Source organism: Streptomyces sp. NBC_00536, assembly GCF_036346295.1.
Taxonomy (GTDB): Bacteria; Actinomycetota; Actinomycetes; order Streptomycetales; family Streptomycetaceae; genus Streptomyces.
In genome coordinates this window covers 4,298,472-4,316,642 of the sequence record NZ_CP107819.1, presented here as the reverse complement: position 1 = coordinate 4,316,642, position 18,171 = coordinate 4,298,472, and the positions used below count along the sequence as shown (strand labels likewise).

The window sequence follows — 18,171 nt, the reverse complement described above, 5'->3', positions numbered from 1 at the left end:
CCGGAACGACTCCGCCCGGGCATGACACCGACATGGCCAAACTCATGCTGCACGGAGACCTGGACCACCCGGCGACCCTCAGCGTCGCGGACCTGCGGGAGTGGCGGGAGCACCGGGCCGAGGTGACGTTCGACTGCGCCACCAACGGCCCCCAGCACCACGTGTTCGAAGGACCGTTGCTGCGCGAGGTGGTCGCGGACGCGGGCCCCGCCTTCGACGCCCGGCGCCGCAAGGACCGCTCGCGCTTCCTGCTCGCGGTCAGCGGCGGCGACGGCCACCACACGGTCCTGTCCTGGGCCGAGCTGGACGCCGACTTCGGCGACAGCCCGGTCCTGCTGGCCACCCGCATGGACGGGGTGGACCTCGACGAGGCGGGCAGCCAGCTGGTGGTCCCCTCGGACCGCTGCGGTGCGCGCTACGTCAGCGCGGTCACCCACGTCTGGTTCGGCGCGCTGACGGCGCCGAACCTGGGCGTCTGACCGTCTCCGGTCTCCGCCTCTCCTGGGGTTACCGATCGGTAGCTCCGGCGGTAGCGTGACGCGCGAAGCCGTGAGAGATCGGAGTGTCATGCCCCGCACGTTCAGCGTGTCCGACAGCATCCTCGTCGGAGTCAGCCCCGCCACCGCCTACCGGCAGGTCTCCGACCCGGCCCTGATGGGCAGTTGGAGCCCGGAGAACCTGGGGGCGACACTGCGCGGCGAGCGCCGGGAAGCCGCGTACGTCGGCATGACCTTCGACGGCCACAACAAGCGCGGCCCCTTCCGCTGGACCACCCGCTGCACGGTCACCGCCGCCGACCAGGACCGGCTCTTCCGGTTCCGGGTGCACGCGATCGGCCGCACCCGGCCGCTGCTGCCGGGACCCATCGCCACCTGGGAGTACCGCTTCGAGCCGGACGGCGACGGGACCCGCGTGACGGAGACCTGGACCGACGACCGCCGCTCCTGGCCCGACGCCGTGGCGAACGCCTTCGACCGGCTGGCGACGCGCGGCCACCTCTTCGCCGATTTCCAGCGGCGCAACATCCGCACCACCCTGGCCAACCTCAAGAAGAAGCTCGAATCGGCCGCCGAAACGGTGTAGTTGAACCCGACATCGAAATCGGCTTCCGACGTCTGGCGCACCGGCTTCCGGTCAAACGAAGTTCGGTGCGCCGTATTTCTTCTTTGCTTCGCAGTACCTGGGGAAGAAGAACCCGGCCCAACCCAACCAGCCTTCCCGTCGGGCCCGCCGAAAGCCCGCTCACTCACACGGGTGAACCCTGCCAACTGGACTGGATTTCGGACCGGTTGCCGGGCATATGCTCGCCCCGACAACCCCACAAACGAAGACGGCCCCCGCCGGGACTGCGAATCCCGGACGAGGGCCTGACCAAGCAGGAAGTCTCTCGCTTCCCCATGGCTCTGACGCAGCTTAGCGCTGACCCCCGCCCGACGTACGGCGTTCAACACGCCAACGTCCGGCTCACGTCCCGGTTCACCGTCCTCGGCAACCAACTGCTCCAGGATCCCGGGCTGTCGATGACCGCGCGCGGGCTCGCCGGGTACATCCAGTCGCTGCGCCCCGGCGTCCCGATCAGCATCGAAGCGCTGGCCAAGGTGGCTCCCGAGGGGAAGATCCGGATCGCCTCGGCGCTGCGCGAGCTGGAGGCCGCCGGGTACCTGAAGCGGGTACGGGAACAGCTGCCCGACGGCACCTATGTCACCCGCACGATTTCCTACAACCACCCCCGCGCGATGACGCGGCAGGCAGCGGCGCCGCGTCCGGCCCCGAAACCGAAGCCCGCGCCCGAGCCCGTACCGCAGGCGCCCGAGCCGGAGCCGGAGCCGGAGCCCGTACAGCCCGAGCCCGTACCGCAGGCACCGGAGCCCGAGCCCGAGCCCGTACAGCCTGAGCCCGCCCCGGAACCAGAGGCAGCACCGGAACCGGAACCGGAGCCGGAGGCACCGGAGCCGGAGCCGGAGGCGACACCGCACTCGGCCGCCGTGCGCCGGGCGTCCACGGACATCCTCATCCGGCTACGCCGCGTCGACAGCCGGCTGTTGCTCGGCGCGCGCGACATCGAGAGCCTCGCGCCCCGGGTCGAGCCCTGGCTGGAGCGCGCGAGCCCGGACGCGATCATCGCCGTACTGACCGCCCGGCTCCCGCATGCGCTCGAAAACCCCGCCGGGCTGATCGCCCACCGGCTCCGGGAGCAGTTGCCGCCGCGCCTGGAACCCGAACGCAGGCGGGCCAACTACGTGCCCCCGGACCCCTTCCAGTCCTGTGTGACGTGTGACCTCGCCTACCGCGCTCCGGCTCCCGGCGGCCAATGCCGCGACTGCCGGGAGGACGGCCTCAGCCCATCTTCGGCATCTCACCCACCGTCGTGGTGATGTCGATCAGGGCCAGGGCCGCGCCCTGGGGGTCGGTGACCGCCGCGAAGCGGCCGAAGGGGCTGTCCATCGGGCCGAAGTGCAGCATCCCGCCGAGTTCCGTGGTCTTCGCGACCGCCGCGTCACAGTCCGGGACGGTGAAGTAGACCTGGACGTACGAGGGGATCTCCGGCGGGAACTCTGAGCCCATGTTCATCCGGCCCAGCACCGGGTTGTCCGGGCCGCCCACGCTGAAGACCTTGAAGTCCATGCCCGCCATCTCGGGACCGTCACCGAGGTCGACCTGGTGCGCGGTATAGGGGAAGACCTTCGGCAGGAAGGCGTCCGCCGCGGCCGGATCGCGGGTGAAGACCTCCGCCCAGCAGTAGGCGCCCGGCTCCGCGACCTTCTCGAAGCCCTTGTGGTCCCCCGGCTGCCAGACGCCGAAGACCGCGCCGCTCGGCTCCTTCGCGATCGCCATCGTGCCGAAGCTGCCGACCTGCATCGGCTCCATCAGCACCTCGCCGCCCGCCGCCTTGATCTTCCCGGCGGTCGCGGCCGCGTCGGGCGAGGCGAAGTACAGGCACCACTGCGAGGTGGCCTCCTGCCCCGGCATCGGCGGGACGACGGCCGCCACCGCCTTGCCGTCGGCGTAGGCCTGCGTGTAGTTGCCGTACTCGCTGGAGGACTCACCGAAAGTCCAGCCCAGCACCGCGCCGTAGAAGCTCTTGGCACCCTCCACATCGGTGAACATCGCGTCCACCCAGCACGGTGCGCCTTCCGGGAATTCAGTCATGATCATCGACTCCTGAGTCGTGTACGACCGTCGTGTACGACGTGACGGGTCACGCCTCTCACGCTAGGCGCGCGGTGTGCCCCCCGCGCGCGGAGCACGGGCGCGCGGGACGCTGGAGGCATGGACATCACGATGCGCCTCGCCCAGCAGCCGGAAGCCGACGCGCTGCTCGGGCGCAGCCCCCTGGCCGCGCTCGTCGGCATGCTGCTGGACCAGCAGGTACCGATGGAGTGGGCCTTCGCCGGTCCCTACACGATCGCCCAGCGGATGGGGACGGACGATCTGGACGCGCACGCCATCGCCGCCCAGGACCCGGAGGCCTTCGCGGCGCTGCTGTCGCAGAAGCCGGCCGTGCACCGCTATCCGGCGGCGATGGCGAAGCGGGTGCAGCAGCTGTGCGCGTATCTGGTGGAGCACTACGACGGGGACGCGGCCGCGCTGTGGACCGGCGTCGGGACCGGCGCCGAGCTGCTCGAACGCCTCAAGGCGCTGCCGGGCTTCGGCGAGCAGAAGGCCCGGATCTTCCTGGCGCTGCTGGGCAAGCGGCTCGGCGTACGGCCGAAGGGGTGGCGGGAGGCGGCGGGCGGTTACGGGGCGGCCGGGGTGTACCGGTCCGCCGCCGACATCACCGGGCCGGAGTCGCTCGCGAAGGTCCGGGCGCACAAGCAGGAGATGAAGGCGGCGGCCAAGGCGGCTGCCGGTGGGACCGGGGATACGGCTGGGAATTGACCGGGAAATCAGGGGTGGAATTGGCCCCTGACCCCGGTCAACGGGCCGCCTAGATTAGGAGTCATGAACACGGAAACCGCACAGCGCGCCCCGCACCTGCCGCACCTGACCCGCTCCGCCACCGCCGAGAGCATCTGCGACGCCCCCGGCAGCCTGATCACGCTGCTCGCCGACTCCGACACCACCGGCGGCGCGCTGACCTGCAACACCGCGGTCTTCGAGGAGGGCGCGGCCGGCGCCCCGGTGCACTTCCACACCAAGGCGACCGAGTTCTTCTTCGTGACCGCGGGACAGCTGGACGTGCTCGTCGGCGACGAGGTGCAGACCCTCGGCAAGGGCGACTTCCTCGCCGTGCCGCCCGGCATCAAGCACGCCTTCGCGCCCGCCGCCGGACACACCGCCGAGGTGCTCGTCGGTTTCACGCCCGGCATGGGCCGCTTCGACTACTACCGGCTGCTCGGCCGGGTCAACGCGGGCGAGGCCACCGTCCAGGACATCAAGGACTCCTCGCCCGTGTACGACAACCACTACGCCGAGAGCGCCGCCTGGAGCGGCCGCCGGCGCAGCGCCGAGCCGTAGGTCTCGTCCGCGTCGAGGCGGCGCAGCTCCTCCGCGATCAGCTCCGCGTTGTTGCGGATCTTCAGCGCGACGGTACGGTCCGGACTCCCCGGCAGCACCAGCGTGGCCAGTGCCCCCTTGGGCCGGTCCACCCGGATCTCGCCGCCCGAGGTCTCCAGCCGGACCCGGGTGATGACGGGGCCCTCGGTCGTCACGCGGGTGAAGGGCACCCCGAGCCGGTCCTCCAGCCAGCGGGCGAGCAGCTCGGCACTCGGATTGTCGGCCTCGCTCTCGACCGAGCCGCCCGTCACCGGGAGCGGCTTCTGGTCCAGGGCCGCGGCCAGCAGCGCCCGCCAGGGCGTCAGCCGGGTCCACGCGAGGTCGGTGTCCCCGGGGGCGTACACGGCGGCGCGCTCGTCCAGGATCGCGACCGGGTCCAGCGCCGTCTGGGCGTCGGTGATCCGGCGCTTGGCCAGCGCGCCCAGCGGGTCCCGGGCCGGATCGGCCGGGGCGTCGGCGGGCCACCAGGCCACCACGGGCGCGTCCGGCACCAGCAGCGGCAGCACCACGGAACCCGGGTGTCCGGTCAGCTCGCCGTGCAGCCGCAGCAGCACGACCTCCCCGCTCCCCGCGTCCGAGCCGACCCGCAGCTCCGCGTCGAGCCGGGTCTGGCGCAGCTTGTGCGGACCGCGCGAGGTCCGCTTGATGACCGCGATGATCCGGCACGGGTGCTCGCGCGAGGCCTCCGAGGCCGCGCGGACGGCGTCGTAGGCGTTCTCCTCGTCGGTGACCACGACCAGGGTCAGGACGAGTCCCATGGTCGGGCTGCCGACGGCGCGCCGGGCCTCCAGGAGGGCCCGGTTTACCTGGCTGGACGTGGTGTCGGTGAGTTCGGTCCGCATCCCAGGAGTCTCTCAGCGTCCGCTACGGGGGCGTCACCCGGATGGCTCGATTCCCCCTGGATGACCTCCGCGAGGCCGTCCTTGTCATCCTTCACGGGGTCCTCCACGGGGTCCTCCCTCAGCGGCGGCGCTTGGCCGTGCCGAAGAGGGAGCGGGAGATCTCCCGGCCCAGCTGGGTGCCGATCGAGCGGGCCAGCGAGCGGAACAGCCCGCTCCCCACCACCTGTTCGGCCAGCGAGGGATCCGGCTTCGGGGCGCTGCGCGCCGCCTTCTCGGCCTCCTTCGCCTGCTTCTCGGCCTCCGCCGCCGCGGCCGCCGCCTCCGCCTCGGCCTCCGCCGCCGCCTGGTCGGCGCTGATCTTCTCGTACGCCGATTCGCGGTCGACGGGCTCGGCGTAGCGCGAGTAGAGCAGCGAGGCCTTGACCGCCTGGTCCAGGGCGGCCCCGTCGATCGGCCCCATCAGCGACTGCGGGGCGCGCAGCCGGGTGGCGGCCACCGGGGTGGGCGCGCCCTTCTCGCTGAGCACGGTGATGACGGCCTCGCCCGTGCCCAGCTGGGTGAGCAGTTCCTCCAGGTCGTACTCCGAATTGGGGAACGTCTTCACCGTCGCCTTGAGCGCCTTCGCGTCGTCCGGGGTGAAGGCGCGCAGCGCGTGCTGGACCCGGTTGCCGAGCTGCGCGAGGACATCGGCCGGCACGTCTTTCGGCGTCTGGGTCACGAAGAAGATCCCGACGCCCTTCGAACGGATGAGCCGGACCGTCTGGGTGATGGAATCGAGGAACGCCTTCGAGGCGCCGTTGAAGAGCAGGTGCGCCTCGTCGAAGAAGAAGACGAGTTTGGGCTGCTCCAGGTCGCCGACCTCCGGCAGGTCGTTGAAGAGGTCCGCGAGCAGCCACATGAGGAAGGTGGAGAAGAGCTGCGGTTTGTCCTGGACCGCGGGCAGCTCCAGGACGGAGACCGTTCCCCGCCCGTCCGCGGCCGTACGGAGGAATTCGCTGGTGTCGAATTCCGGCTCGCCGAAGAACTCCGTGGCGCCCTGCTGCTCGAACGCCGTCAGCGCGCGCAGGATCACCCCGGCGGTGACCGTCGAGAGGCCGCCGATTCCCTTCAGCTCGGGTTTGCCCTTGTCGGAGACGAGGAAGGCGACGGTGGCCCGCAGGTCCTTGAGGTCGATGAGTTCCAGGCCCTTGGAATCCGCGTAATGGAAGATGAGGCCGAGCGACTGTTCCTGCGTCTGGTTGAGCTGGAGCACCTTCGACATCAGCACCGGACCGAAACTGGTCACCGTCGCCCGGACCGGAATTCCGGGGCCGATGCCGCCCAGCGAATAGAACTCGCTGGGGTGGCCGGTCGCCCGCCAGTCCTGGGCGACGTCCCGGGCCCGCTCCTGGACCTTCTCACCGGGCACTCCGGGGGCCGAGATGCCGGAGACGTCCCCTTTGATGTCGGCGAGGAAGACGGGCACGCCGTTCGCCGAGAGCTGTTCGGCGATCAGCTGGAGGGTCTTGGTCTTGCCGGTGCCGGTCGCGCCCGCGACCAGGCCGTGACGGTTGAGCATGGACAGCGGGATGCGGATCTGGTGGTCCGGCAGACAGGTCCCGTCCCAGAGCAGCGCCCCCAGGTCGAGTGCCGGTCCGGTGAAGGCGTACCCGGCGACGATCAGGTCGGCGGCGTCGGCGGCGTCGGCGGCGGTCGTTTCGCCACTCTCGTGGCTGCTCTCGCTCATGCATCACTCCCGAAATAGCACTATCCGCCACTTTTGCACCAAGCAGGCGAGGCTGCGCCCGCAGGCCCTTGACCGGTAGGCTTTCCGTGTGATCTTCAAGCGCATCGGAAGCGGGCGGCCGTACCCCGACCACGGCAGGGAAACCACCCGGCAGTGGGCGGACGTAGCCCCGCGCCCGGTCCGGCTCGACCAGCTCGTGACCACCAAGGGACAGCTCGACCTCGAAACGCTGCTCGCCGAGGACTCGACCTTCTACGGCGACCTCTTCGCGCACGTCGTGAAGTGGCAGGGCGACCTGTACCTGGAGGACGGGCTGCACCGCGCCGTGCGCGCCGCGCTCCAGCAGCGCCAGGTGCTGCACGCGCGCGTCCTCGAAATGGGCTGAACCGCGCTGAACCGCGCGCCGGGAATCCCCGGGATTGCGCCTTTCGGGTCTGCCTTGGCCTATGAACAGATCATTTAGTAGGCATCGTCACCGGGCCGCACTACGCTGCCGCCCATGAGCATGCTCACTCCCCCCGGCCTGGGCGGAAAGTACCGCGTCACCGGGACCGCGTACCCCCGCATGCGCCGCCCCCGGAGACGACGTCGGATCGTGTTCGCCGTGCTCGGCGCGGTCGTCGCGCTATCACTGCTCGGCTACGGAGCGCTGCAGCTCATCGACGTCTTCCGGGGCGACAGCGGCAAACGCCCCACCGCCGCCGGCGCCAAGGACTGCGCGAAGACCGCCGCGAACGCGAAGACCGCCAAGGACACGGCGGGCGGCGCCCGGGGCGAACCGGCCGGTGCGCCCAAGGCCGCTCCGGCGGCCGCGCTGCCCCAGCCCGGCCAGATCACCGTCAACGTCTACAACGCCACCCCGCGCGCGGGCCTGGCCAAGGCCGTCGGCGAGGAACTGAAGAAACGCGGCTTCCTCCTCGGGCACGTCGGCAACGCCCCCGCCGACTTCGAGAAGAAGGTCACCGGACCCGGGATACTGCTGGGCTCGCCCAGGACCGACAAGGCCGCCTTCTCCGTACTCGGCGCGCAGCTGGCCGGCGCCACCCCGCAGACCGACGCCCGCGAGGGCACGGACATCGACCTGATCCTCGGAGACTCCTTCAAGGAGCTGACGAAGAAGGAGGACGCGGACAAGACGGTGGCCCTCCTGGCCCACCCCAAACCCGCGCCCGCCGCGACCTGCTGAAACGCCGAACGGCCCCGGAGCTGCGCTCCGGGGCCGTTCGGTTCATGCCTCTATTCGGCGGAGCCGTACATGCGGTCGCCCGCGTCGCCCAGGCCCGGCACGATGTAGCCGTGCTCGTTGAGGCGCTCGTCCACGGCGGCGGTCACGACCGTCACCGGCGCGCCCGCCAGCTCGCGCTCCATGACCTCGACGCCCTCGGGCGCGGCCAGCAGCACCACGGCGGTGACGTCGTCGGCGCCCCGCTTGATCAGTTCCTGGATCGCCGCGACCAGCGTGCCGCCGGTGGCGAGCATCGGGTCCACGACGTAGACCTGGCGCCCGGAGAGGTCCTCGGGCATGCGCGTCGCGTACGTGGAGGCCTCCAGGGTCTCCTCGTTGCGGACCATGCCCAGGAAGCCGACCTCGGCGGTGGGCAGCAGCCGCACCATGCCGTCGAGCATGCCGAGACCGGCGCGCAGGATCGGCACCACGAGGGGGCGCGGGTAGGAGAGCTTGACACCCGTCGTCGGGCCGACCGGAGTGATGATGTCGCTCTGCTCGGTGCGGACGTCCCGCGTGGCCTCGTAGGCGAGCAGGGTCACCAGCTCGTCGGCGAGCCGCCGGAAGGTCGGGGAGTCCGTGCGCTGATCGCGCAGAGTGGTGAGTTTGTGCGCCACCAGCGGGTGGTCGACGACATGAATCCGCATGACTCCACAGTAACCGGGCGGACCGGCCCGTCCGCCCTCCGCGCTGGCATCAAAGCGCGGGTCCGGGGGAAGGTGGGTGGCGGGGGGTCTGCTTCGCGACGCGGAGGAGGACGACCGGACCAGCCGGGGTGAGGGCCGATGGCCGACGTTCAGCCGACCGAAGAGGGCCGGGAAGCACCGGTACCGATACCGGAGCCGCAGGAGAGCGCCGCGCAGCGCAGGGCGCGACGCGCGCAGTTCCTGCGCGATCTCAACGAGGCCCGCGAGCTGCGCGACCGGGTGCAGCCCCGGCGTGCCCGCGCGGCCCGGATGCGCCAGCAGATGCGGATGCGTACGTTCCGCTGGTGAGCGGCGCCGGAAGCCGTGCCGCAGCGGCGTACGGGCTCCGCCACGCCCGCCCGTACGCCGCTCGCGCGACCCCGGGCACCCCTCCCGCACGCCCCCGACCGGCCCCCGGACACCCCCCGAGCAGCCCACCGGCGACACGGCACGGCACGACGCAAGCGCGGAAGACCTCTCGCAAAGCCGCTGTTTCTGCCACGATGCCGATTGGGCGGGGCAAGGCGGCGAGCACGACGGCCGTCCCACCCCAACCTCCGGCCGGGGGGACCTCCAACCGGCACGCCTATGACCAGTGGGAGAGTCACGGTGTACTTCGCCGCACTGCTCGCGCGCACCGAAGACGGGTGGGAAGCGAGCGACACGGATCTCGACAACGTCGAGTCGCTGACCGATCTGATCGATCTCGCCCGTTCCACCGCTGTCGACGACGACACGGTGGTCGCCCTCATCGAGCAGGAGGACGCCTGGTTCGGCGTCGTCCGCGTGGACGGGGAGGAGGACCCGCGGATCTTCGTCTCGAACGCCGCCGCGGCCTCCCGCAGCTCCTACGGCTCGATGCTCACCGACGAGCTGCTCGGCAGCGACGAGGAGGAAGACGAACTCGACGAGCTGGACCTCGACGGCACCGAGGACGGTGAAGAGGACGTGGTCGCCGTCTTTGAGCAAGGGTCCTCCACCGAGGACGACGTGGACGACGAGGAAGGGGCCGGCGCCGAGCCGGTGCCCGCGGGGCCGCTCGGCGACCCCCGGCTCCTCGACGACCTCGGAGTCGGCCACAAGGAACTGCTGGACCTCGACGGGGACGCGCTCTCGCAGATCGCCGAATCGCTCGGCGCGACCGAGGTGCTGGAGGCCGTTCGCTAGTGGGCTCCACGCACCACCCCGTCCCCGACCCCCCTGTCCACCCCGACACCAACACCAATACCGGCGCCGACACCAACACCGGGACCGATCCGGTCCGGGACCCGTGGCGGACCTCCATGCGCCTGGCGCTGTCGGAGGCCGCCCGGGCGGTCCCGGCCGGTGACGTACCGGTCGGCGCCGTCGTCCTCGGCCCGGACGGGAGCGTGCTCTCGACCGGGTACAACGAACGCGAGGCGACCGGCGATCCGACCGCGCACGCCGAAGTGGTCGCCATCCGCCGAGCCGCCGCGCGGCTCGGGGAATGGCGGCTGCCCGGGTGCACCCTCGTGGTGACCCTGGAGCCGTGCGTGATGTGCGCGGGCGCGCTCGTACAGTCCCGGATCGCCCGCGTCGTCTACGGCGCGAGCGACGAGAAGGCGGGCGCCGCCGGGTCGCTCTGGGACCTCGTACGGGACCGCAGGCTCAACCACCGGCCCGAGGTGGTCCCCGGCGTGCTCGCAGAGGAGTGCGCGCGGCAGCTGACGGACTTCTTCCGGAACCTGTGACGCCCATCGATCTCGGAGCATCGATCTCGGAGCACGATTTCAGAGCACGGGCCACCTTGGGCTAAGCTCTCTCTCGGTAGCGTGTCCGAGCGGCCGAAGGAGCACGCCTCGAAAGCGTGTGATGGTGCAAGCTGTCCGTGGGTTCAAATCCCACCGCTACCGCTCTGATCCGAGAGCCCCCGCCCCGCAAGGGTCGGGGGCTCTCGGCGTACCGCGGACGCTTCGCGCGTACTCCGCACCGGTGAGCCCGGGGCCGTGGCGGGCGGGGCGTGCGTGACCGGCCGGGTGCTCGGCCGTTGACACGGCATGACCAAGACCCAGCGCATGCTCGCCGCCCTGGCCCTCGCGGGCGCCACGGCGGGCTTCGCCGCCGCCACCGCCCCCGTCGCCTCGGCCGCCCCGATCACCCTGCCGGACCTGCCGGTCGCCGCCCCCGGCATGCCCGCGGGCGCGACCCCGGGGTCGGTCCAGGAGATCGGCGCGAAGCTCAACGACCTGAACCAGCTCAACCAGCTGATGACCGTCCCCGACCAGCTCTCGCCCCTGACGGACACGGTGGCGCCGGTGACCAACCTCGCCACCGGCATCGAATAGGGCCGGGGCCGGCGCCCTCAGCAGCCACCGCAAACGCGCAGAAGGCCCCGACCGAGGTCGGGACCTTCATACGGTGGGGACGGGGGAAGTGACATCGGGGGGACAAGTCACTTCCCCCGATGAGGACGGAACCTGCCAGTCCGAGCCGCAGTCAGGGGGGAAGCTTGCGGCTCGGACCCCGCAGTGAGGTCCTGTCCCTCACCCACCGATTTCCTGCCAGAACCGGTGGGCTCATCACCAATACTGCCCCTCCCGCCACCACCGCCGCAGCGGCAAAGGGCCCGGACCGTCGGGTCATTGGTCCTTAAAGGACAGGTGAGTGATCGAACCTGACCGGTTAGACTCACTCGACGTTGCAAGGACCGGCAGGGGAGGCCGAACCCGCTCGTGGACATCAAGAAGGTCGTCGTGGGCGGACTCGTCGTCTTCGTGCTCTATGTGATCATCACTCAACCGGTCAAAGCCGCCGAATTCGTTCAGATCGGCTTCCAAGGCATTTCGGACGCCGCCTCGGGCATCGGCGCGTTCATGACCGAACTGGTGCGCTGAACCCGTACGCTGCTGCGGCTTCCGGACTTCCGGCCCCCCACTCCGACGGGTGGGGGGCTTTTTGCGTTCCCGTTCGATTTGAAATTGCCCCTGAATACCCGCTAAATGCCCAACTTGCCCTCAACACGGCGATATACGGTGCTTGCGCACAGTGCACATGTCTTGTGATGCTATGACCGCTTTTGACTGATTGGTTGACTTGACTGAAGGGGTGGCGTGACCGTGCCGGCCAGTACTGCGCCTCAGGTGCCACCCCAGCAGGACGTCCAGGGCGATCCACCGTCGTCCGGCGCGGTCGCCGCCACCACCGAGACCACCACCGGGACCACCTCCGAGGCCACCCCGGTGACCTCGGCCACCGTCACCATCGCCCCGCGCGCCCCCAGCACCCGCGGCGCCGACACCCGGGCCCTGACCCAGGTGCTCTTCGGGCGGCTCAAGGGCCTGGAACCGGGCACCAGCGAGCACAGCCGGGTCCGGGGGGCCCTCATCGAGGCGAACCTCCCGCTCGTGCGGTACGCGGCCGCCCGCTTCCGCAGCCGCAACGAGCCCATGGAGGACGTGGTCCAGGTGGGCACGATCGGGCTCATCAACGCGATCGACCGGTTCGATCCGGAACGCGGGGTCCAGTTCCCCACGTTCGCGATGCCGACCGTCGTGGGCGAGATCAAACGGTACTTCCGCGACAACGTCCGCACCGTCCACGTACCGCGCCGCCTCCACGAGCTGTGGGTCCAGGTCAACGCGGCCACCGAGGACCTCACCACGCTCCACGGACGCATGCCCACGACCCCCGAGATCGCCGAGCGGCTGCGCATCGGCGAGGACGAGGTGCTGTCCTGCATCGAGGCGGGCCGCTCGTACCACGCGACCTCGCTCGAAGCCGCCCAGGAGGGCGACGGCATGCCGGGGCTGCTCGACCGGCTCGGCTACGAGGACCCCGAGCTGACCGGGGTCGAGCACCGCGACCTCGTCCGCCACCTGCTCGTCCAGCTGCCCGAGCGCGAGCAGCGGATCCTGCTCCTGCGCTACTACAGCAACCTGACACAGTCCCAGATCAGCGCGGAGCTGGGAGTGTCCCAGATGCACGTCTCCCGGCTGCTCGCCCGGAGCTTCGCGCGACTGCGGTCCGCGAACAGGATCGAAGCGTGAGCAGGATGGAAGCGCAAGCAGGATCGAGGCGTAACCGGAACGGGTGAAAGCCTCCGGACGCTTTACCGACATGCCCGGCTACACCCCTTCTGTCGCTGGAGTTATATGTCGACTTGGCGCTACAGCGTGTTGCCGACATGTGACATTCTGCTGGAACCGCGTTTGCCGCAGCCCCGCCTCCGGTATTCAGGTGGAGGCTGCGTTCCTCCGACGGGCGCGCCCGCCGCGACCGTCCGCGATCCCAAGGGGGTGGCATGTCCGTAGAACAGGGCAGCTCCAAGGTGCTCACGCTCGTCAAGAGTGAGACGCCGGCTGTGTCCGACCGCACGGAAGCCCCGCCAGCGCCCACAGCGCCCACGCCCACGGCCACGGCGCCCAATGACACCCGCACCCTCTCCCGCTCCCTGTTCCACCGGCTCGCCGCACTGGACGCGGACAGTCCCGACCGGGCGTACGTACGCGACACCCTGATCGAGCTGAACCTGCCGCTGGTCCGCTATGCGGCCGCCCGCTTCCGCAGCCGCAACGAGCCGATGGAAGACATCGTCCAGGTCGGCACCATCGGCCTGATCAAGGCGATCGACCGGTTCGACTGCGAACGCGGCGTGGAGTTCCCGACGTTCGCGATGCCGACCGTCGTGGGCGAGATCAAACGCTTCTTCCGCGACACCTCCTGGTCCGTCCGCGTCCCGCGCCGGCTCCAGGAGCTGCGGCTCGCGCTGACCAAGGCGAGCGACGAGCTGGCCCAGAAGCTGGACCGCTCGCCGACCGTGCCCGAGCTGGCCGCCGTACTCGGGGTCTCGGAGGAGGACGTCGTCGACGGCCTCGCCGTCGGCAACGCGTACACCGCCTCCTCGCTGGACTCGCCCTCTCCCGAGGACGAGGGCGGCGAGGGCTCTCTCGCGGACCGCCTCGGGTACGAGGACACCGCGCTCGAAGGCGTCGAGTACCGCGAGTCGCTCAAGCCGCTGCTCGCCAAACTCCCGCCCCGGGAGCGGCAGATCATCATGCTGCGCTTCTTCGCCAACATGACCCAGTCGCAGATCGGCGAAGAGGTCGGCATCTCGCAGATGCACGTCTCCCGGCTGCTGACGCGCACCCTGGCCCAGCTGCGCCAGGGCCTGATCGGCGAGTAGCCCGGCCACCGGGCACGCCGGGCGAGCCGGGTAACCATGCCGCGGGCGCTTCCCAATTGACGATCCGTCAGGAAAACTGGCGCGATGCGAAAGGGACCGCTCACCCTGCTTGCCGTGTGCGTGACCGCCGCGACCCTGACGGGCTGCGGCGGTCCGCCGCGCGACGGTTACGTCGCCGTGGGCGCCGCCGCCCAGGGCCCCGAGCGGGGCGCGGGGGAGACCGTGGCCCCCAAGGGCGCGGTGGAGTACCAGCCCCTCGGCAGCCCCTCGGCCGCGGGCCCTTCCGCCCAGTCCACGAGTACGTCGCCCAGTGCGCCGGGAAACCAGCCGCCGGGTGGCTCCGGCGCGGGCGGAGCCGTCCCGGGCGCCCCCACGGGCTCCGCGAGCGCCCCCGTATCCACCGCGACGGGCGGATCCACGGGCGGCTCGGCGGGAGGTTCGACAGGCGCTTCGACAGGCGGTTCGGCGGGAGGTTCGACGGGCGGGTCCACCGGCACCCCGGGCACCACGTCCGGCGGCTCCGGCTCGACCGGCGGCTCCGGCGGCACTGGCACGCCGACGGCCCCGGTACCGCAGCCCCCGGCGGCCACCCCGGCCCGGCTCCAGCTCGGCGCCCCCGCCCGGTCGGCGGCGGCGGACCGCTGGTGCGAGCGGGTCGGCGTCACCTTCACCAACACGGGCTCCACCGCGGCCCGTTCGGGCACGGTGACCTTCTCCACCCACATCATCGGCGCGCTCGGCATCGACTGGGCCACCATCACCTCGGCCCAGCCCCTGCCCGCCCCCATCGCGGGCGGGTCGGCGAAGACGCAGACCTACACGGTGTGCGTGGAGTCCTGGCGGGTCCCCCTGGGCATGCACATCGAAACCCAGCGGGTCACCGCCACCTGGAGCTGACCTGAAGCCGGCCTGGAGCTGATCGCTCAGCTCAGCGCGAGCCAGGCGACCGCGCCGATGACGACCACGAGTCCGGCGACGAGCGCCAGCCACAGCCCCGTCCTGGAAGCCTGCTGCCGGTGCGAGGCGGCCACGGCCGCCGGACGGACGGTCTCCGCCTCGTCCACGAAGGCACGGAACATCTGGGTGCTGCCCGCGGGGTCGTAGTTGCCCTCGGGGCCCTGGGAGTTGGTGTGTGCAGCCATGACTCAGGACCCTAGCGGGTTTTCCGATTCCTTTACCGCCCCCTCCCCCGAAATCATTTGCCTGTAGCAACCATCCGCTTATATGGTTGCTCAAAGCAACAAGATGGGGAGGGGAGCGCGGTGCTCACGCGACACGACACACGGAGCGGCATGCAGGCCCTCACACGGACTGACGCACGGGCCGTCACACGGACCGGCATGCAGTACGAGATGTACGCCGAGCTGGCCCGCCAGCTCACCGGGATCGGCGCGGTCAAGCGCGACCTCGCCCGTACCCTCCCGGCCGAGTGCCCGCCCGGCGCCGCCGCCGTCCTCACCGTCCTCGACCGGCACGGGGAGATGCGGCTCAGCCGCCTCGCCGAGCTGCTCGCCGTCGACATCTCCGTGACCAGCCGGCACGTGGCCCACGTGGCCGAGCGCGGCTGGATCGCCCGCGAGACCGACCCCGGCGACGGCCGCTGCCGGATCCTGCGCCTCACCCCGGCGGGCCGCGCCCTGCTCCTCGAACTCGGCGCCCGCCACACGGCCGCCCTGGAGAGAGCACTGGGCGACTGGTCCGCCGAGGACATCACCGCACTGACCACTCTGCTGGCCCGACTCCGATCGAGCTTCTAGAACAAAGGAATCACATGGCTACGACCACACCCACCGGTGTGCGGGGAGGCAGCCAGTCGGAGCCCACGCCCGACGGCACACCCATGACCCACCCGCAGATCATGAAGGCGCTGTCCGGGCTGATGCTCGGCATGTTCGTGGCGATCCTGTCCTCCACGATCGTCTCCAACGCCCTGCCGCAGATCATCAGCGATCTCGGCGGCACCCAGTCCTCCTACACCTGGGTGGTCACCGCCGCCCTGCTGTCGATGACCGCCGCGACCCCGCTGTGGGGCAAGCTGTCGGACCTCTTCAGCAAGAAGCTGCTGGTCCAGATATCCCTGGTGATCTACGTCCTCGGTTCGGTGGTCGCGGGTCTGTCCCAGAACACCGGCACGCTGATCGCCTGCCGCGTGGTCCAGGGCATCGGCGTCGGCGGCCTGTCCGCCCTCGCCCAGATCGTCATGGCCGCGATGATCTCCCCGCGCGAGCGCGGCCGGTACAGCGGCTACCTCGGCGCGGTCTTCGCCGTCGCCACCGTCGGCGGCCCGCTGCTCGGCGGGGTCATCACCGACACCGACTGGCTCGGCTGGCGCTGGTGCTTCTACGTCGGCGTGCCCTTCGCGATCATCGCGCTGATCGTCCTCCAGAAGACCCTGCGGCTCCCGGTCGTACGCCGTGACGTCAAGGTCGACTGGCTCGGCGCCTTCCTGATCAGCGCCGCCGTCTCGACGCTGCTGATCTGGGTCACCCAGGCGGGCACCTCGTACGACTGGATCTCCTGGCAGACCTGGACGATGACCGGCGGGGCCGTGGTCCTCGGCCTGCTCTTCCTCCTCGTCGAGTCCAAGGCGAGCGAGCCGATCATCCCGCTGCGCCTCTTCCGCAACAAGACCATCAGCCTGGCCTCGGCGGCCTCGCTGTTCGTCGGTGTCGCGATGTTCTCGGGCACGGTCTTTTTCAGCCAGTTCTTCCAGTTGGCCCGGGGCGAGACCCCCACGATGTCCGGAATCCTGACGATTCCGATGATCGGCGGCCTGTTCGTCTCCTCCACCCTTTCCGGTCAGGTGATCACCAAGACCGGCAGGTGGAAGGCCTGGCTGGTCTCCGGCGGCGTCCTGCTGACCGCCGGACTGGGCCTGCTCGGCACCCTGCGCTACGACACCCCGTACTGGCACATCGCGATCTACATGGCGCTGACCGGACTCGGTCTCGGCATGATGATGCAGAACCTGGTCCTCGCCACCCAGAACCAGGTGGCCCCCGAGGACCTGGGCGCGGCCAGCTCCGTCGTGACCTTCTTCCGCTCGCTCGGCGGCGCCGTGGGCGTCTCCGCGCTCGGCGCGGTCATGGCGAACCGGGTGACGCACTACGTGAAGGACGGCCTGGCCGAACTCGGCCCGAAGGCCGCGGCGATGGGTCACGGCGGCACCGGCGGCGGGGCCATCCCCGACCTGAAGACGCTGCCCGCGCCCTTCCGCACGGTCATCGAGTCCGCGTACGGGCACGGCGTCGGCGACGTCTTCTTCTACGCCGCCCCGACCGCGCTGCTCGCCCTGCTGCTGGTGGTCTTCATCAAGGAGGTCGCGCTGCGCTCGAAGCCGATGGCCGAGGCTCCGGCCGCCGCCTCCCCCGCCACCGCCACAGCCGCCGCCCCCGCGGTCGCCGAGGTCAAGTAGGCCCTAGGGACCCGTCTTCGCCTCGATGCCCGCGATGAGGACGTCGAGCGCGAAGTGGAAGTCCCCCTCGGGCGCCCGCCGGACCGGACCCCCACAGCCGTGCAGGAACTGCGACACGGCGAGGTGGGCTCCGGTCCGGCCGCCGTCCGTCAGCCCGGTGGCGTCGAGCAGGCGCAGCAGCGCCGCGTCGAAGGCCCGGGCGTGCGGTCCGATGTTGGGGTACTCGGCGGCCAGGGTCGCCACCCACGGCCGCTCGGCGAGCAGCCCGCGGTATCCGCAGGCCAGCGACCGCAGTCGGCCGGGCCAGCCCGCCGGGGGCGAGTCGGCGGGCAGGGTCAGCTCGCCCAGGGCGCTGTCCAGGGCGAGTTCCAGCAGGTCGTGCTTGGTGTCGACGTACCAGTACAGGGACATCGCGGTCACCCCGAGCCCGGCCGCGAGGCGGCGCATGGAGAACCGGGCGAGTCCCTCGGTGTCGAGCAGCCGGACCGCGGCGCCGGTGATCCGGTCCCGGTCCAGTCCCGAGGGGCCCTCGCTGCGCCGTCTGGCCCCGGAAGCGGGCCGCGCGGTCAGCCACACACTGGTCCGGATGGTCACGGGGTCCGTCGTGGTGGCCATCGAGGCACCCTCCTCAAGACAG

General features: G+C 70.9%; 22 protein-coding genes, 1 tRNA gene and 1 pseudogene. 18 read left to right on the top strand and 6 right to left on the bottom strand.

What is annotated here, in order from left to right; genetic code table 11:
- Nucleotides 1-14: 14 nt before the first annotated feature.
- From OHS33_RS18930 to OHS33_RS18920, 3 genes and pseudogenes are all read left to right on the top strand, one after another.
- Nucleotides 15-479: pseudogene (locus tag OHS33_RS18930) on the top strand (molybdopterin-dependent oxidoreductase); the annotation flags it as partial.
- 88 nt (nt 480-567) lie between these two features.
- On the top strand, nt 568-1,083 hold the full coding sequence (locus tag OHS33_RS18925) for an SRPBCC family protein (protein ID WP_330331606.1): 516 nt from the start codon (nt 568-570) through the stop codon (nt 1,081-1,083).
- Between the two features lie 314 nt (nt 1,084-1,397).
- On the top strand, nt 1,398-2,375 hold the full coding sequence (locus OHS33_RS18920; protein ID WP_330331605.1) for a helix-turn-helix domain-containing protein: 978 nt from the start codon (nt 1,398-1,400) through the stop codon (nt 2,373-2,375).
- On the opposite strand, the gene OHS33_RS18915 is transcribed toward OHS33_RS18920, so the two are convergent.
- Nucleotides 2,338-3,150, bottom strand: a complete 813-nt coding sequence (locus tag OHS33_RS18915) for a VOC family protein (RefSeq protein WP_330331604.1) — start codon at nt 3,148-3,150, stop codon at nt 2,338-2,340. The two genes, OHS33_RS18920 and OHS33_RS18915, sit on opposite strands and share 38 nt — an antisense overlap.
- Nucleotides 3,151-3,270: 120 nt before the next feature.
- Between OHS33_RS18915 and OHS33_RS18910 the strand changes: the two genes are divergently transcribed.
- Together OHS33_RS18910 and OHS33_RS18905 are read left to right on the top strand one after the other, a co-directional pair.
- Nucleotides 3,271-3,879 (top strand): HhH-GPD-type base excision DNA repair protein, encoded by a 609-nt coding sequence (locus OHS33_RS18910; RefSeq protein WP_330331603.1) that lies wholly within the window; start codon nt 3,271-3,273, stop codon nt 3,877-3,879.
- Nucleotides 3,880-3,942: 63 nt separating this feature from the next.
- Entirely contained in the window at nt 3,943-4,458 is a 516-nt protein-coding gene (locus tag OHS33_RS18905) for a cupin domain-containing protein (protein WP_330331602.1), read from the top strand.
- Here the strand turns inward: OHS33_RS18905 and opcA are convergent.
- Nucleotides 4,407-5,339, bottom strand: coding sequence for a glucose-6-phosphate dehydrogenase assembly protein OpcA (gene opcA, locus OHS33_RS18900; RefSeq protein ID WP_330331601.1), 933 nt, complete (start codon nt 5,337-5,339; stop codon nt 4,407-4,409). The genes OHS33_RS18905 and opcA overlap by 52 nt on opposite strands.
- 118 nt (nt 5,340-5,457) lie before the next feature.
- Nucleotides 5,458-7,065: a helicase HerA-like domain-containing protein gene (locus OHS33_RS18895; protein WP_330331600.1), complete on the bottom strand. Its 1,608-nt coding sequence runs from the start codon at nt 7,063-7,065 to the stop codon at nt 5,458-5,460.
- An 88-nt stretch (nt 7,066-7,153) separates the two neighbouring features.
- Between OHS33_RS18895 and OHS33_RS18890 the strand changes: the two genes are divergently transcribed.
- Nucleotides 7,154-7,450, top strand: a complete 297-nt coding sequence (locus tag OHS33_RS18890) for a type II toxin-antitoxin system VapB family antitoxin (RefSeq protein ID WP_330331599.1) — start codon at nt 7,154-7,156, stop codon at nt 7,448-7,450.
- 114 nt (nt 7,451-7,564) lie between these two features.
- Complete coding sequence (locus OHS33_RS18885) at nt 7,565-8,251, top strand: LytR C-terminal domain-containing protein (RefSeq protein WP_330331598.1); 687 nt, start codon at nt 7,565-7,567, stop codon at nt 8,249-8,251.
- Nucleotides 8,252-8,301: 50 nt separating this feature from the next.
- Here OHS33_RS18885 and upp read toward each other — a convergent pair whose 3' ends face one another.
- On the bottom strand, nt 8,302-8,937 hold the full coding sequence (gene upp, locus OHS33_RS18880; RefSeq protein WP_330331597.1) for a uracil phosphoribosyltransferase: 636 nt from the start codon (nt 8,935-8,937) through the stop codon (nt 8,302-8,304).
- A 138-nt stretch (nt 8,938-9,075) separates the two neighbouring features.
- Between upp and OHS33_RS18875 the strand changes: the two genes are divergently transcribed.
- The 9 genes from OHS33_RS18875 to OHS33_RS18835 all read left to right on the top strand — a co-directional run bounded on the left by OHS33_RS18875 (nt 9,076) and on the right by OHS33_RS18835 (nt 15,016).
- Entirely contained in the window at nt 9,076-9,285 is a 210-nt protein-coding gene (locus tag OHS33_RS18875) for a hypothetical protein (RefSeq protein ID WP_330331596.1), read from the top strand.
- A 300-nt stretch (nt 9,286-9,585) separates the two neighbouring features.
- Nucleotides 9,586-10,143: a tRNA adenosine deaminase-associated protein gene (locus tag OHS33_RS18870; RefSeq protein ID WP_330335099.1), complete on the top strand. Its 558-nt coding sequence runs from the start codon at nt 9,586-9,588 to the stop codon at nt 10,141-10,143.
- A gap of 116 nt (nt 10,144-10,259) precedes the next feature.
- Nucleotides 10,260-10,688, top strand: coding sequence for a tRNA adenosine(34) deaminase TadA (gene tadA, locus OHS33_RS18865; RefSeq protein ID WP_330335098.1), 429 nt, complete (start codon nt 10,260-10,262; stop codon nt 10,686-10,688).
- Between the two features lie 75 nt (nt 10,689-10,763).
- Nucleotides 10,764-10,850 (top strand) — tRNA-Ser (locus tag OHS33_RS18860).
- 144 nt (nt 10,851-10,994) lie between these two features.
- The gene (locus OHS33_RS18855; protein ID WP_330331595.1) at nt 10,995-11,282 is read left to right on the top strand and encodes a hypothetical protein; all 288 of its coding nucleotides are present in this window, start codon (nt 10,995-10,997) and stop codon (nt 11,280-11,282) included.
- Between the two features lie 387 nt (nt 11,283-11,669).
- The gene (locus tag OHS33_RS18850) at nt 11,670-11,831 is read left to right on the top strand and encodes a hypothetical protein (RefSeq protein WP_330331594.1); all 162 of its coding nucleotides are present in this window, start codon (nt 11,670-11,672) and stop codon (nt 11,829-11,831) included.
- A 345-nt stretch (nt 11,832-12,176) separates the two neighbouring features.
- Nucleotides 12,177-12,983: an RNA polymerase sigma factor SigF gene (locus OHS33_RS18845; protein ID WP_443065457.1), complete on the top strand. Its 807-nt coding sequence runs from the start codon at nt 12,177-12,179 to the stop codon at nt 12,981-12,983.
- A 254-nt stretch (nt 12,984-13,237) separates the two neighbouring features.
- Nucleotides 13,238-14,119 (top strand): RNA polymerase sigma factor SigF, encoded by an 882-nt coding sequence (locus OHS33_RS18840; protein ID WP_330331592.1) that lies wholly within the window; start codon nt 13,238-13,240, stop codon nt 14,117-14,119.
- 84 nt (nt 14,120-14,203) lie between these two features.
- The gene (locus tag OHS33_RS18835) at nt 14,204-15,016 is read left to right on the top strand and encodes a hypothetical protein (RefSeq protein WP_330331591.1); all 813 of its coding nucleotides are present in this window, start codon (nt 14,204-14,206) and stop codon (nt 15,014-15,016) included.
- A 26-nt stretch (nt 15,017-15,042) separates the two neighbouring features.
- Here OHS33_RS18835 and OHS33_RS18830 read toward each other — a convergent pair whose 3' ends face one another.
- Complete coding sequence (locus OHS33_RS18830; RefSeq protein WP_330331590.1) at nt 15,043-15,261, bottom strand: hypothetical protein; 219 nt, start codon at nt 15,259-15,261, stop codon at nt 15,043-15,045.
- Nucleotides 15,262-15,459: 198 nt separating this feature from the next.
- Between OHS33_RS18830 and OHS33_RS18825 the strand changes: the two genes are divergently transcribed.
- Together OHS33_RS18825 and OHS33_RS18820 are read left to right on the top strand one after the other, a co-directional pair.
- Nucleotides 15,460-15,876 (top strand): MarR family winged helix-turn-helix transcriptional regulator, encoded by a 417-nt coding sequence (locus OHS33_RS18825; RefSeq protein WP_330331589.1) that lies wholly within the window; start codon nt 15,460-15,462, stop codon nt 15,874-15,876.
- A 14-nt stretch (nt 15,877-15,890) separates the two neighbouring features.
- Nucleotides 15,891-17,534 (top strand): MDR family MFS transporter, encoded by a 1,644-nt coding sequence (locus OHS33_RS18820; RefSeq protein WP_330331588.1) that lies wholly within the window; start codon nt 15,891-15,893, stop codon nt 17,532-17,534.
- Between the two features lie 3 nt (nt 17,535-17,537).
- On the opposite strand, the gene OHS33_RS18815 is transcribed toward OHS33_RS18820, so the two are convergent.
- Nucleotides 17,538-18,149, bottom strand: a complete 612-nt coding sequence (locus tag OHS33_RS18815) for a TetR/AcrR family transcriptional regulator (RefSeq protein WP_330331587.1) — start codon at nt 18,147-18,149, stop codon at nt 17,538-17,540.
- Nucleotides 18,150-18,171 lie beyond the last annotated feature (22 nt).

Excerpts from the sequence above, each read along its gene's own strand:
- OHS33_RS18925 (WP_330331606.1), top strand. The coding sequence starts at position 568 with ATGCCCCGCACGTTCAGCGTGTCCGACAGCATCCTCGTCGGAGTCAGC.
- OHS33_RS18920 (WP_330331605.1), top strand. The coding sequence starts at position 1,398 with ATGGCTCTGACGCAGCTTAGCGCTGACCCCCGCCCGACGTACGGCGTT.
- OHS33_RS18915 (WP_330331604.1), bottom strand. The coding sequence starts at position 3,150 with ATGACTGAATTCCCGGAAGGCGCACCGTGCTGGGTGGACGCGATGTTC.
- OHS33_RS18910 (WP_330331603.1), top strand. The coding sequence starts at position 3,271 with ATGGACATCACGATGCGCCTCGCCCAGCAGCCGGAAGCCGACGCGCTG.
- OHS33_RS18905 (WP_330331602.1), top strand. The coding sequence starts at position 3,943 with ATGAACACGGAAACCGCACAGCGCGCCCCGCACCTGCCGCACCTGACC.
- opcA (WP_330331601.1), bottom strand. The coding sequence starts at position 5,339 with ATGCGGACCGAACTCACCGACACCACGTCCAGCCAGGTAAACCGGGCC.
- OHS33_RS18895 (WP_330331600.1), bottom strand. The coding sequence starts at position 7,065 with ATGAGCGAGAGCAGCCACGAGAGTGGCGAAACGACCGCCGCCGACGCC.
- OHS33_RS18885 (WP_330331598.1), top strand. The coding sequence starts at position 7,565 with ATGAGCATGCTCACTCCCCCCGGCCTGGGCGGAAAGTACCGCGTCACC.
- upp (WP_330331597.1), bottom strand. The coding sequence starts at position 8,937 with ATGCGGATTCATGTCGTCGACCACCCGCTGGTGGCGCACAAACTCACC.
- OHS33_RS18875 (WP_330331596.1), top strand. The coding sequence starts at position 9,076 with ATGGCCGACGTTCAGCCGACCGAAGAGGGCCGGGAAGCACCGGTACCG.
- tadA (WP_330335098.1), top strand. The coding sequence starts at position 10,260 with ATGCGCCTGGCGCTGTCGGAGGCCGCCCGGGCGGTCCCGGCCGGTGAC.
- OHS33_RS18855 (WP_330331595.1), top strand. The coding sequence starts at position 10,995 with ATGACCAAGACCCAGCGCATGCTCGCCGCCCTGGCCCTCGCGGGCGCC.
- OHS33_RS18840 (WP_330331592.1), top strand. The coding sequence starts at position 13,238 with ATGTCCGTAGAACAGGGCAGCTCCAAGGTGCTCACGCTCGTCAAGAGT.
- OHS33_RS18835 (WP_330331591.1), top strand. The coding sequence starts at position 14,204 with ATGCGAAAGGGACCGCTCACCCTGCTTGCCGTGTGCGTGACCGCCGCG.
- OHS33_RS18830 (WP_330331590.1), bottom strand. The coding sequence starts at position 15,261 with ATGGCTGCACACACCAACTCCCAGGGCCCCGAGGGCAACTACGACCCC.
- OHS33_RS18825 (WP_330331589.1), top strand. The coding sequence starts at position 15,460 with ATGCAGTACGAGATGTACGCCGAGCTGGCCCGCCAGCTCACCGGGATC.
- OHS33_RS18820 (WP_330331588.1), top strand. The coding sequence starts at position 15,891 with ATGGCTACGACCACACCCACCGGTGTGCGGGGAGGCAGCCAGTCGGAG.
- OHS33_RS18815 (WP_330331587.1), bottom strand. The coding sequence starts at position 18,149 with ATGGCCACCACGACGGACCCCGTGACCATCCGGACCAGTGTGTGGCTG.